This is a genomic window from Streptomyces sp. NPDC079020, assembly GCF_044542225.1.
Classification (GTDB): domain Bacteria; phylum Actinomycetota; class Actinomycetes; order Streptomycetales; family Streptomycetaceae; genus Streptomyces.
This window is the reverse complement of sequence record NZ_JBITUB010000006.1, coordinates 91,790-104,178: the sequence shown is the minus strand read 5'-3', so window position 1 is coordinate 104,178 and position 12,389 is coordinate 91,790. Positions and strand designations below refer to the sequence as shown.

The 12,389-nt window shown below is 71.3% G+C and carries 12 protein-coding genes; 6 read left to right on the top strand and 6 right to left on the bottom strand.

Going from position 1 to position 12,389, the window contains the following annotated elements:
• Nucleotides 1-60 precede the first annotated feature (60 nt).
• From ACIGJO_RS14475 to ACIGJO_RS14465, 3 genes are all read left to right on the top strand, one after another.
• On the top strand, nt 61-1,014 hold the full coding sequence (locus ACIGJO_RS14475) for a LysR family transcriptional regulator (RefSeq protein ID WP_399957268.1): 954 nt from the start codon (nt 61-63) through the stop codon (nt 1,012-1,014).
• A gap of 199 nt (nt 1,015-1,213) precedes the next feature.
• Complete coding sequence (locus ACIGJO_RS14470; RefSeq protein WP_399957265.1) at nt 1,214-3,553, top strand: hypothetical protein; 2,340 nt, start codon at nt 1,214-1,216, stop codon at nt 3,551-3,553.
• Nucleotides 3,550-4,686: a hypothetical protein gene (locus ACIGJO_RS14465; RefSeq protein WP_399957262.1), complete on the top strand. Its 1,137-nt coding sequence runs from the start codon at nt 3,550-3,552 to the stop codon at nt 4,684-4,686. Before ACIGJO_RS14470 ends, ACIGJO_RS14465 begins: the two co-directional genes overlap by 4 nt.
• Before the next feature lie 64 nt (nt 4,687-4,750).
• On the opposite strand, the gene ACIGJO_RS14460 is transcribed toward ACIGJO_RS14465, so the two are convergent.
• A complete protein-coding gene (locus ACIGJO_RS14460; protein ID WP_399957259.1) occupies nt 4,751-5,509 on the bottom strand; it encodes an alpha/beta hydrolase in 759 nt (252 codons plus the stop codon).
• 103 nt (nt 5,510-5,612) lie between these two features.
• Between ACIGJO_RS14460 and ACIGJO_RS14455 the strand changes: the two genes are divergently transcribed.
• Both ACIGJO_RS14455 and ACIGJO_RS14450 read left to right on the top strand, forming a co-directional pair.
• Nucleotides 5,613-6,767 carry an adenosine deaminase gene (locus tag ACIGJO_RS14455; RefSeq protein ID WP_399957256.1) on the top strand — a complete coding sequence of 385 codons (1,155 nt, stop codon included), beginning with the start codon at nt 5,613-5,615 and terminating at the stop codon, nt 6,765-6,767.
• 135 nt (nt 6,768-6,902) lie between these two features.
• Nucleotides 6,903-7,196 (top strand): hypothetical protein, encoded by a 294-nt coding sequence (locus ACIGJO_RS14450; protein WP_399957253.1) that lies wholly within the window; start codon nt 6,903-6,905, stop codon nt 7,194-7,196.
• 95 nt (nt 7,197-7,291) lie between these two features.
• Here the strand turns inward: ACIGJO_RS14450 and ACIGJO_RS14445 are convergent, their stop codons facing one another.
• From ACIGJO_RS14445 to afsQ1, 5 genes are all read right to left on the bottom strand, one after another.
• Nucleotides 7,292-7,498 carry a PspC domain-containing protein gene (locus ACIGJO_RS14445; RefSeq protein ID WP_399957250.1) on the bottom strand — a complete coding sequence of 69 codons (207 nt, stop codon included), beginning with the start codon at nt 7,496-7,498 and terminating at the stop codon, nt 7,292-7,294.
• A gap of 92 nt (nt 7,499-7,590) precedes the next feature.
• Nucleotides 7,591-8,139 (bottom strand): VanZ family protein, encoded by a 549-nt coding sequence (locus tag ACIGJO_RS14440; RefSeq protein WP_399958122.1) that lies wholly within the window; start codon nt 8,137-8,139, stop codon nt 7,591-7,593.
• A 235-nt stretch (nt 8,140-8,374) separates the two neighbouring features.
• Entirely contained in the window at nt 8,375-9,019 is a 645-nt protein-coding gene (locus ACIGJO_RS14435) for a hypothetical protein (protein WP_399957247.1), read from the bottom strand.
• Nucleotides 9,016-10,569 (bottom strand): ATP-binding protein, encoded by a 1,554-nt coding sequence (locus ACIGJO_RS14430; protein ID WP_399957244.1) that lies wholly within the window; start codon nt 10,567-10,569, stop codon nt 9,016-9,018. The genes ACIGJO_RS14435 and ACIGJO_RS14430 overlap by 4 nt, the downstream gene beginning before the upstream one ends.
• The gene (gene afsQ1 / locus ACIGJO_RS14425; protein WP_399958119.1) at nt 10,566-11,243 is read right to left on the bottom strand and encodes a two-component system response regulator AfsQ1; all 678 of its coding nucleotides are present in this window, start codon (nt 11,241-11,243) and stop codon (nt 10,566-10,568) included. Before afsQ1 ends, ACIGJO_RS14430 begins: the two co-directional genes overlap by 4 nt.
• A gap of 182 nt (nt 11,244-11,425) precedes the next feature.
• Here afsQ1 and ACIGJO_RS14420 point away from each other — a divergent pair, with 182 nt between their 5' ends.
• Nucleotides 11,426-12,238 carry a SigE family RNA polymerase sigma factor gene (locus ACIGJO_RS14420; protein ID WP_399957241.1) on the top strand — a complete coding sequence of 271 codons (813 nt, stop codon included), beginning with the start codon at nt 11,426-11,428 and terminating at the stop codon, nt 12,236-12,238.
• The last annotated feature ends 151 nt before the right edge of the window (nt 12,239-12,389 follow it).

Genomic DNA, 12,389 nt, shown 5'->3' with positions numbered 1-12,389 from the left:
GTCGAAAGTAGGACGCCGCGTTTCATGCGTCCAATGCACGAACTCGTCATAATCGTTCCCATGGTGCATGAACGCAGCTCACGGCCTCGGCTGTCACCGAGTAGTTACGAAGAAGACATCCGCGCCGTCCTCGCCCCGAGGCTCGCGTACTTCGCGGCGGTGGCCCGGCACGAGCACGTCACCCGCGCCGCGCACGAGCTCGGGGTCCCGCAGTCGACCCTGTCGCGGGCCATGGTCCGGCTGGAACAGGACCTCGGTGTCGCCCTGTTCGCCCGCAACGGCCGCACGGTCTCGCTCACTCCGGCGGGCCGCACCTTCCTCGGCTCGGCGGAACGGGCGCTGGCCGAGGTGGAGAAGGCCGCCGACTCCGTACGGGCGGACGCCGACCCGACCGCGGGCCGGGTCTCCTTCGGCTTTCTGCACACCATGGGCTCCGAGACCGTGCCCGCCCTGATCCGCGCCTTCCGGGTCGACCACCCGGGCGTCCGTTTCCAGCTCGTCCAGAACTACGGCGAGGCGATGATCGAGCGCCTGCGCGCGGGCGGCCTGGACCTCTGTCTCACCTCACCCGTCCCCGACGCCCCGGACCTGGTCGCCCGCCGCCTCGACGAGCAGCGGCTGCGCCTGGTGGTCCCCGACGACCACCGTCTCGCGGGCCGCCGCCGGGTCCGCCTCGCGGAGGCCGCCGACGAAGCCTTCGTCACCCTGGAACCCGGCTACGGCCTGCGGCGGATCACCGACGACCTCTGCGCGGAGGCGGGCTTCACCCCGCGGATCGCCTTCGAGGGCGAGGAGGCCGAGACGCTGCGCGGGCTGGTCGCGGCCGGGCTCGGGGTGGCCCTGCTGCCACCGCCCGCGGTGGCCCGGCCCGGCGTCGTCGAACTGACGGTCACGGCGCCGCGCGCCGCCCGGGAGATCGGCGTCGCGTGGCTGGACGGCCACCCGGACACCCCGCCGGTCGCCGCTTTCAAGCGCTTCCTGCTCTCCCGCCGGGGCCACCTGCTCCCGGACTGAGCCGCCGTCGGCCCCCGTACCGGGAGCTGCCCTCCCGCTGTCAGTGCCTCCCCCTAGAGTCACCCGCGTGACCGGGCCCTCCTGCCTTGCGGCGGTCCGGAAGTCGCACGACACCGTCGCCTCCGCATGCACGCGACACGGTCTCGTCGAACCGGCGCACCGCGCCAAACCGAGCAGGGCAGCAAAGGAGCAAGCAAGGATGACCGATCAGGAATCCCGGTGCGCGGCCGCTCCGTCGAGCGACGACCTCACAATGGTTCACTCACCCCCGGGGTACCGCGTCATCACCGTCGAGGAGGCGGAGGAACGCTTCCGGATCTCCGACGATGTCTGGTACCCGTACGCCGACTTCGCCGACGAGCAGGAGATCCGCCTGTACGAGGGCGGTCTGCATGTCGCGGGGCACCTGGGGCCGGAGGGGGACGACGACTGGGTGCCGTACAACACCATCGTGGACGGTGACCTCACCGTCGACGGCGATCTGAAGTGGTGGGACGACAACAGCGGCAACTTCCTCGCCGTGACGGGCAGCCTGCGGGCCCGGAACGTGCTCCTGTCCGGCTGCCCGAGCATCCTGGTGCGCGGGAACCTGGAGGTGACGGGCGGCATCTGCTGCTCGTACGGCGACGACGGCGGCATCCTCACGGTGTGCGGCAGCACCCGCTCCCAACTCCTCATCAGCATGCTCTACTTCAACCTGGTCTTCGCCGAGCAGCCGCACGCCCTGCTCATCGCCGACCGCTACCGCAGCAACTGCCCGGTCGACTTCGGCGACGACGAACTGAGCGGCGTCCTGCTGCCCGAGCTGCTGGACAAGGACGGCGAGGCCGACGCGCGGAAGATCGAGGAGGCCATGGGCGAGGGGCGGCAGGTGCTGCGCGCCGGGGTGCGCCCGAGCCACGTCATCGCGCTGGAGGATCTGGACCTCCTGCTGGACCGGGCCGATGAGGTCACCGAACTCGACCTCTCCGGACGAATGCTCCGCGGCTTCCCGGAACAACTGCTCGCGTTCCCCCGGCTGCGCGTCCTGTCCCTCGCGGACAACGCCGATCTCGGCGCCATCGGCACACGCGTCGGCGAACTCACCGCCCTGGAAGAACTCGACGTGTCGGAAACGGGGCTGACCGGGCTGCCCGAATCCATCGGAGCCCTCCAGAACCTCCGGGTGCTGGACATATCCGGCAACCGCTTCATGGAACTCCCCGAGTCACTCGGTGGCCTCGGACGCCTGGAGGTCCTGCGCGCCGGGCATCTGACCTGCCGGCTCCCCGACTCGCTCGACCGGCTTCGCTCCCTGCGCGAGCTGGACCTGTCCCGCTTCCGCCCGGGGGCCCACCTCTCCGACACCCCGCTCGAACTCCCCGAAGTCGTCACCCGCCTGTCCGGACTGCGCTCCCTGGACCTGTCCGGCACCTGGCTGGCCTCCGTCCCCGACACCCTCCTCCGCCTCACCGGACTGGAGGAACTCAACCTCGACGACTGTCTGTCCGCCCGGATGACCCGGCTGCCCGAGCTGGCCCGGCTGCCCCGCCTGCGCGTGCTGCGCCTCAACGGCCACGCCCCGTCGAACGGGCGTCCACCGGGCCGCGACCTGCTCTCCGGCATCTGGGACATCACCACGCTGGAACACCTGGAGATCGACCGCTGGGGCAGGAAGATCTTCGAGGGCAACAAGGCCCGCGAGTTCTTCCGCACACTTCCGGACGACGCGTTCGCCCGCACCCCGAACCTCCGGTACCTCGACCTGTCGTTCAACGAACTCACCACCCTCCCCGAGTCCTTCTTCGCCCTGCGGCACCTGGAGTTCGTCGGCCTGCGGTACGCCCAGCTCGACCAGCCCACCCGGGAGCGGCTGCGCAGCACGTTCCCGCAGGTCCGCGTCGACCTGCGCGACACCGGCACCCGCGGCGTCTCCCACGACGCGAACTGGCAGTCCGTGCATGCCCTGGTCAGGACCGGCGGCGCCAAGCTCCACGCACAGGAACACCACGAGGCCGCGGCCGCCTTCGAGGAAGCCCTCGCCCTCTGCGTCCCCGGCGACCGCTACTCCGACTACGACCAGCTCTACGCCCACTACGGCCTCGTCGACGCCCTCGGCCACCTCGTCGACAAGGCGTCGGACGCCGACCGCCCCGCCCTGAGCGCCGCACTCATCCGGTACGCCGAACAGGCGCTCGCCCTGGTACCCGACATGATCTGGCACTTCACCGACGAGGGCGCCTTCCAGGAAGAGGTCAAGCGCCGCACCGGCAACGCCCTCGCCTGGCAACTGCTGCACAGCGGCGAACCGGAACGTGCCCTGGCCGCCGTGGAACAGTCACTGTCGGTCTCCTCCGGCCCGGAGTACGACTTCGTCCGCGACACCCAGGTCCGCGTCCTGCTCGCCCTCGGCCGCACCGACGACGCCTACCGGGTCGCCGACCAGGTCCTCACCCGCGACCCGTCCTTCGACGACTTCACCGACATCGCCTCCTCCCCCGAGTTCCAGCAGTGGCGGCAGGCCCAGCGCATCGACAAGGCCCTCGGAGGCAACCGATGACACCCGGACTCTCCGGCCGACCGGCCACGCGCCCCCTCGCCGACCTCGACCAGGTGCCCTGGGCGGGTCTCGCCCACTGCTACGGTCCGGCGACCGAGGTCCCCTCCCAGCTCCGCGACCTGGCCTCGCCCGACGAGGAGGCCCGCACCCGGGCCTGGGATCGCCTGTGGTCCAACCTGTACCACCAGGGAAACGTCTACGAGGCGACAGCCCACGCCGTCCCCTTCCTGCTGCATCTGCTCACCGACGAAACGACTCCCCACCGCAAGGGGTTCCTGGGATACCTGTCCGTGCTGGTCACCGGCGAGGACGAGGGCCGGTGGTTCCCGGACGGGTACGACAGCACGATGCTCGACGGACGGCCGGTCGAATCCGCCGTGTACGAAGCCGTCGAAGCCGGGATCCCGACCGTCGTCGCACCGCTGCTGGACCACGACGACCCCGAGACGGCGACCCTGGCAGCCGTGCTCACGGCATGGTTCCCCAGCGCGGCCCCGCATGTCCTGCCCGCACTGCGCCGGCTGTGCGCCAGGCCGTTGCCGCGCCCCCACCGCGCCACCGCCCTCTTGGTCCTGGGCCTGCTGGCCGGCGCCGCCGACGACCGCTCCGACACGGCCCGGCTGGAGCGGATACTGCAGGACGGCGACGACCCCGACCGCTGGGCGGCGGCCGTGGCCCTGGCGAGGATCTCCGCACCCGGCCTCCCCGCCACGGCGATCGGCGCCCTGACCGACGAACTGGGCGTGATCTGCGCCGACCCCGACGCGTACGAGACGGTCGCCCGGGTGATCTTCTGCGACGGCTTCGTGGCGGAGCCGGTACTGAAGACCCTGCGCCGTCTGCCCGAGGCAGGCCGGGAGACCGCCCGTGCCTGCCTCGCACGGCTCCTTCGGCGAACCGAGGAACAGGAACCCAAGCCGTGGGGCACGGCCGTGACACTCGCCGGGTACGCCCTCCTCGACGTCGGCCGGCCGACCGCCGCGGAACTGACGCCGTGGCAGCACGCCGTGCTCCGGGCACTGCTCGACGGCGACATGATCTGGACATCGGGAGAACTCGGCCTGCTCCTCTCCTGCGAACACGGGATCCCCGATACCCCCGACGCGCTGGAGGCGTGGCTGAGCCGCCCATGAACGGGCCGTGCGGGGCCGTTCCCGGACCTGGGGACGGCCCCGCACCGCTGGGACGCCCCACCCCTCACCCCCGCAGCGACCGCCCGAACCCGGCCGCCAGCGGCATCCGCAGCCCCAGCGGCGGCGGCGCCGCCAGCGCGTCGGCCACCGGCCGGGCGTAGGACCGGGCGAACAGCGATCCCCGTACGAAGTCGGCGGCCAGTGCCTCCACCTCGGACCGGTGCTGGCGGAGCGCGTGCCCGTCGGAGTGGACCTCGAAGCGGCAGGTGTCCCGGTTGGACTTCTTGGCCCGCTCGGCCAGCCGGTAGGACAGCTCCGGGTCGGTGTGCGAGTCGTTCGTGCCGTGCACGATCAGCACTCGCCGCCCCACCAGCTGTTTCACCGGCTCCAGTTCGCCGGCCGCCTGCTCCGGCAGCCAGGGGGCCATCGCCAGGACGGAGTTGACGGCTTCGTGCCCGCCCGCCCGGAGCGCGGCCCGGCCGCCCATGCCATGGCCGACGAGGCAGACGGGGACGTCCCCGTAGCGCCGTACGACCTCGTCGGCGGCCCACCCGGCGTCGGCGGCCGGGGCCGCGTCGCCGTTCCAGCCGCGCGCGCGGTAGCGCAGCACATGCACCGCGAGACCGTCGCCCCGGCCCGCGCGGGCCAGGGTCCGGGCGAACGGCAGCTGTGCCGCGTACGAGAAGGGGGAAGGACGGCGGCGCGAATCCGCCGCGCCGTCCGGGAGCAGCAGAACCACGCCGCTGACCTCAGGTGGTGCTCCGGCCGTGTTGACGGCCCGTCCCAGCCTCGCAGCAGGCAGGGGAAGTGCGCGCTGTGCCATGACAGAACAGTGTCAGAAGGAGAGGTGTACGCCACCCGTCTTCGCGGTCACTGTTACGCATCGGCGACCAGCGCTCTACGCGCGTAGGCGCTAGAGTGCCAAAATGACGAGCCAGACCCTGAATGTCCCCGCCCCCGACCAGATCCGCCGCGCCCCCAAGGTGCTTCTCCACGACCATCTCGACGGTGGCCTGCGCCCCGGCACGATCGTGGACCTGGCGCGCGAACAGGGCTATGACGACCTCCCCGAGACCGAGCCCGACAAGCTCGGCATCTGGTTCCGCGAGGCGGCCGACTCCGGTTCGCTGGAGCGCTATCTGGAGACCTTCGCCCACACCTGCGCCGTCATGCAGACCCGCGACGCGCTGTTCCGGGTGGCCGCGGAGTGCGCGGAGGACCTGGCCGCGGACGGCGTCGTGTACGCCGAGGTGCGCTACGCCCCCGAGCAGCACCTGACCGGCGGCCTCACCCTCGAAGAGGTCGTCGAAGCGGTCAACGAGGGCTTCCGCGAGGGCGAGCGCCGGGCCCGCGAGAGCGGCCACCGCATCCGCGTCGGCGCGCTCCTCACCGCGATGCGGCACGCGGCCCGTGCCCTGGAGATCGCCGAACTCGCCAACCGCTACCGCGATCTGGGCGTCGCCGGCTTCGACATCGCGGGTGCCGAGGCGGGCTACCCGCCCACCCGGCACCTCGACGCGTTCGAGTACCTCAAGCGCGAGAACAACCACTTCACCATCCATGCGGGCGAGGCGTTCGGTCTGCCGTCGATCTGGCAGGCGCTCCAGTGGTGCGGCGCCGACCGCCTCGGCCACGGCGTCCGCATCATCGACGACATCGAGGTCGCCGAGGACGGCACCGTGACCCTCGGCCGCCTCGCCTCCTACGTACGCGACAAGCGCATCCCGCTGGAGCTCTGCCCGACCTCCAACCTCCAGACCGGTGCCGCCGACTCCTACGCCACGCACCCCATCGGGCTGCTGCGGAAGCTGCATTTCCGCGCGACCGTGAACACGGACAACCGGCTGATGAGCGGGACGAGCATGAGCCAGGAATTCGAGCGGCTGACCGAGACCTTCGGATACACGCTCGATGACATGCAGTGGTTCACAGTCAATGCGATGAAATCAGCGTTCATTCCTTTCGATGAACGTCTGGCGATGATCAACGAGGTCGTCAAGCCCGGATACGCGGAACTGAAGTCCGAATGGCTGTTCCGGCAGACGGCTGCGACCAGCGGTTCTTCGTCCTTCGCGGGCTGAGCGAACCAAAAGGGAAACGGCCGGGAACCTGGTATCCCGGCCGTTTTTCGCGTGTCGCCATGTTTGCGGTGGAGGTAATGAGCTGGCTACGTTGCAGAGCCCCTCACATTCCCTTCCCCCAAGGATGAATCCGTCATGAAGAAGTCTGCTGCCAGGACCCTCGGCGTCGCCGTTCTCGGTGCCGCTTTCGCCGCTGCCGCCGCCGGCAGCGCCTCGGCCGTCACCGCTCTGCCGGTCGACGCGGTGGCCGGAGCGCTCCCCGTCTCCACCAGCGCGCTGGACACCGTCGCCAAGTCCCTCCCGGTCCAGGAGACCGCGGGCAAGGTGCTCGGCGGCGAGGCCACCGACGCCGTCGCGCCCGTCACCGGCCTGCTCGGCGGCCTGCCCACCAAGGGCCTGTCGGCGAACGGGATTCCGCTCGGCCGCTGATCAGCGCCGCCGCGGCACACCACCGCACATGACAGTGGGGCACACACCCGGACCGGGTGCGTGCCCCACCGGGCGTTCTCCCCGTGGTCCCCGGATCACCAGGCCGTCGCGGAGGTGGCGGACTTCTCCGACGGCAGCAGCGCCCAGAGCGCCAGGTACAGCAGGAACTGCGGGCCGGGGAGCAGGCACGAGGCGAGGAAGATGATGCGCATCGTCCCGGCGGACATGCCGAAGCGCCGTGCCAGCGCGGCGCACACTCCACCGATCATGCGTCCTTCGCGGGGGCGGACAAGTGCGGCCATGGTGGGCTCCTTCGCGAACCGTTGCGGAGGGAGCATCGTGTGTGCTCCCGATGTATCCATGGTGGCTCGGCGAAGGGGTGCGGAGCATCGCTCTACGGTGCGATGCCGACCCTGGAAATCGTCGGGGTCGACCCCCCAGGGGCCTCGTCCCTGGGGCGGGGAGCGTTCCGCACCCCCGGCCGCTCGCGGCGGCGCAGCCGCGCCCGGCAGACCGGGACGACGAGCAGATGGGCCAGCCCCACTCCCGCCGTGTTCAGCAGCAGCGAGTCGATGTCCACGACCTGACCGGGCACCGCGGTCTGCGCGAGTTCGATGGCGAGCGAGATCAGGGCGCCTGTGGCCACCGTGCGTACCAGCGAGGCCCACGGGGAGACGAGGAGCCGCCCCCCGGCCATGGGCAGCAGCACACCCAGCGGAGCCAGCAGGAGCAAGCCCTCACCGATGCGGCGTGCCGCCTCGACCGGGCCGAGTGCCAGATCCGCCCTGATGCCGGCGAGCGGCTCGAAATTCGCGGCGGTCATCCAGGGCACGTCCAGCGGGCGCAGGGTCAGCCACCCGACGAGCAGCAGATGCGCGAAGAGGAGAAGCACCCCGGCCGCGCGGAAGCGGATGACGGTCTGGCCGCCCGAACCTTGACGCACGTCCACCAAGACGTCACGACCGGCAGGATCGGTTCCGCGCAGCCGCAGGAAGGTCGCGGGGCGCGCCGGGGGCCGCCGTGCCCCGGTGCGGTGCGGAGGACGCCTCGCCGTGCGGAGGACGCCGCGTGGTGCCGAGGACGCCGCGCCGTGCGCCGGTGCGGTGCGGAGGACGCCGCGCGGTGCCGAGGACGCCGCGCCGTGCCGTGATGTCCCGCTCGGCCCGGGGCCCGTCCGCTCAGCGCAGTTCGACCGCGCCGAGCGTCGGCACGTCCCTCGGCCGCGCCTTCGTCTCGGCGGTGCACAGATAGCCCCGCGGCGCGTAGTTCCCGGGGCCGCCCAGAAGAACGGTGCCCTCGGTGACGAGCACCTTGTTCTCCGCGTACGTGCACACCAGCTGCGCCAGCGCCTCCGCCGACAGGTCCTCGGGCTGGGCGCTCAGCCGCAGCGTGCCCGCGGGGTCGCCCGTGCGGCCCCCGGTGACCCGCAGGTCCGAGGGCACCGCCGTGGTGAACCCGGCCCGCCGCTCCGCCGCGGCCGGTGGCGACCGCACCTCGTCCAGCAGGACCCGTGCGACCAGCAGCCGGTCGGAGCCCGTGTCCGGGACGGGCACCGTGCGGTCGACCGTCACCAGTTGCGAGGCACACACCAGATAGACATCGGCCCGGATGCCGTCCAGCGCCTTCGTGGCGGTGTCCTCGGACGAGGACAGCCGGCACGGCACCCTGGACGGTGCCGCCCCCGCGTCCACCGGCACCGAGGTGCTCCGGATCCCGCAGCCGGCCGCCAGCGCCGCGCAGGCCAGGGCGGCGGCCAGCGCCGCGGGGGTCCGCCGCGGGCGGCCGGTACGGGGTGCGCGTGGCGCACGGTCGGCGCGTGTCACGTCGGCCCACTCTCGTCGTCGCGGCCGTCCGGCCCCGGTGATCCGGGCCCGGCCGGACCGGCGGGTCCGGTGAGCCTCTCCGCGTCGCGCGGCAGCCTCAGTACGAACACGGCGCCGTCGCCGTCCGGAGAGTTCGCGGCCGTGATGTCGCCGCCGTGGACATGGGCGTTCTCCATGGCGATGGACAGTCCCAGGCCGCTGCCCTCGGAGCGCGGCCGTGAGGCGCTCGCCTTGTAGAAACGGTCGAAGACATGCGGCAGGACGTCCTCGGGAATGCCGGGGCCGTGGTCGCGCACCTCGATGACCAGTTCCTCGCCCTCGGTCCGTACCGACACCCGTACCGGCGAACCGCCGTGCTTGAGCGCGTTGCCGATCAGGTTCGCCAGGATCACATCGAGCCGGCGCGGATCGAGCCGGACCATCATTCCGCGCTCCGCGTCCAGGTCCACCGCGTCCAGCCAGGCGCGGGCGTCGATGCAGGCGGTGACCTGGTCGGCGACATCGACCGTGTCCAGCACGAGGCGGGCCGTACCCGCGTCGAAGCGGGTGACCTCCATCAGGTTCTCCACCAGGTCGTTCAGCCGCCGGGTCTCGCTCACCACCAGATGCACGGCGGGCGCGATCATCGGGTCCAGGCTGTCGGCCTCGTCCTCCAGCACCTCGGCCACCGCGGTGATCGCGGTCAGCGGGGTCCGCAGCTCGTGCGACATGTCGGCGACGAACCGGCGGCTCGACTCCTCCCGCGCCGTCATGTCGGCGACCTTCTTCTCCAGCGAGTGCGCGGTCCTGTTGAACGTACGTGACAGATCGGCGAGTTCGTCCGTGCCGGAGACCACGAGCCGGGTGTCGAGCTTGCCCTCGCCGAGCTTGCGCGCGGCGTCGCCGAGCCGCTGGACGGGCCGCAGCACGGTCGTCGCCGCCGCCTGCGCGAGCAGTGCCGAGCCGACCAGTGCCAGGCCGGTGGCTATCCCCAGCGACCAGGCGAGCGAGTTCAGGTCCTCCCGCTCCTGGTCGAGCGACTTCAGCATGTACCCCGTGGGGCCACCGCCGATGATCCTCGTACCGGCCACCAGATACGGCTTGCCCGCGATGCTCGTACGCTGCCAGAACAGGTGGTACTCGAACTTGTTGCCCGACGTCAGCGGCCGCTTCCGGCTCACCTGCTTCTGGAGCGAGTCCGGCACATTGACCCGGGTGAACGTGTCCAGATCCGAGTACCCGACGATCGGTTTGCCGCTGTCGCGCTCGTCCACGAGCAGCACGCTGTACCCCGGGCTGCTGCTCGCCATCCGCGCGGCGGCGCTCTGCAGATCGTCCTTGGTGGGCCGCAGGGGCAGCGTGGCCGCCGTGCCCTGCATCTGCCGCCGGAAGTCCCCGAGCGCCGTGTCCTGGGTACGGGTGAGCACCGCCTCGCGGTTCAGCCAGTACGCGATTCCCGAGGCGGACACCGCGGCGGTCAGCGCGACCAGGGCGAACACGATGACGAGACGCAGACGCAGACTGGTCCAGCGAAGACCCGCGCGGATCGACCGTGTGGCGGATTCGCTCACTGAGGCGAATCCAGCCGGTAGCCCACTCCCCGCACCGTACGGATCAGCGTCGGCGAGGACGGGACGTCCTCCACCTTCGCGCGCAGCCGCTGCACACAGGCGTCCACGAGCCGCGAGTCACCGAGATAGTCGTGCTCCCACACCAGCCGCAGCAGCTGCTGCCGGGACAGCGCCTGGCCCGGCCGGCGGCTCAGCTCCAGCAGGAGCCGCAGCTCCGTCGGTGTCAGCTGCAGATCCTCACCGCCCTTGGTGACCGTCATCGCGGAACGGTCGATGACCACGCTCCCGAAGGTCGCCGAGTCGGTGGACTCGCGCTCGCCGCGGCGCAGCACCGCGCGGATCCGGGCGTCCAGCACCCGGCCCTGCACGGGTTTCACCACATAGTCGTCCGCGCCGGACTCCAGTCCCACCACGACGTCGATGTCGTCGCTGCGCGCGGTCAGCAGAATGATCGGCAGTTGGTCGGTACGGCGGATCCGCCGGCACACCTCGAAACCGTCGATCCCGGGCAGCATCACATCCAGCACAACCAGGTCCGGCCGCTGTTCGCGCAGCAGGTTCAGGCCGTCCTCTCCCGTCGCCGCGGTGGCCACACGGTGGCCCTGGCGTGACAGCGAGAGTTCGAGGGCCGTGCGGATGGCGTCGTCGTCCTCGATCAGCAACAGGAAAGGCACGGAGGTCATTCTGACTCATGGTGGTGCCTCAGTTCGACCGTTGGAGTGCACCCATCGATACGTCACGGGAGAAGAGAGCCCTGTGACAGGCCTGTGACAGTCGGGGGACAGCGTGATGAAACTGGCCGGGCAAGCTCGTTGGCACATGGAACGAACGGACTCCACCGAACAGGGGGCGCGAGATGAACGCACTGCACAGCACCAGCTCAAGCGCAGTTGTCACGCGTCTCCACGACGTCGGCAGGAGCTCGGAGAAGTCCGGTGCGGCGGGGGGTGCCTCCCTCGTCGAGCGGGGCCGGGAGCTCGCGGCGGGGCGGGGGTGTGTTCGTGGCGCCGGGCGTCAGCATCCGTCGTTCATGACGGTGGCCCCGGTGCCCACGGGGGTCAACGGGGGACATCACGGGGGAAACCGCGGGGGAGCCGCGTACGGGGAGGTCACGGGGGAGCGGAAGGCCTCGACGGGGACCGAGGACGCCGAAGCGGCGTTCACGGCCTACGTCCAGGAGCGCCGCGCCTCCCTGTACGCAACCGCCTATCACCTGACCGGCGACCGGTTCGAGGCCGAGGATCTGCTCCAGAGCGCCCTCTTCTCGACGTACCGGGCGTGGGACAGGATCAGCGACAAGGCGGCGGTCGGCGGATATCTCCGCCGCACCATGACCAATCTGCACATCAGCGCCTGGCGCAGGCGCAAGCTCAACGAGTATCCGACCGAGGAGCTGCCGGAGACGGTGGGCGACACGGACGCGATGCGCGGCACGGAACTGCGGGCAGTGCTCTGGCAGGCGCTCGCCCGGCTGCCGGAACTCCAGCGCACGATGCTGGTCCTGCGGTACTACGAGGGGCGGACCGATCCGGAGATCGCGTCGATCCTCGACATCAGTGTCGGCACGGTGAAGTCGAGCATCTGGCGGTCGCTCCGCCGGCTGCGCGAGGACGAGGTCCTCAGCTTCGGCCGTGACGAGGAGGAGTCCTTCGGCGAGCTGGTGGCCTGAGGCAACGGGGGAACGGGGACACGGGGGAACGGGTCGCCGCTTCGGGGGAGGCGGCGGTACGGGGAACGCAGCGGGGTCGGACGGGCCGGGGGGTCCTGTCCGGCCCCGTTCGCGTGTCCGCCCACGGGTGCGGGCGCGCGACGGGCGGGCG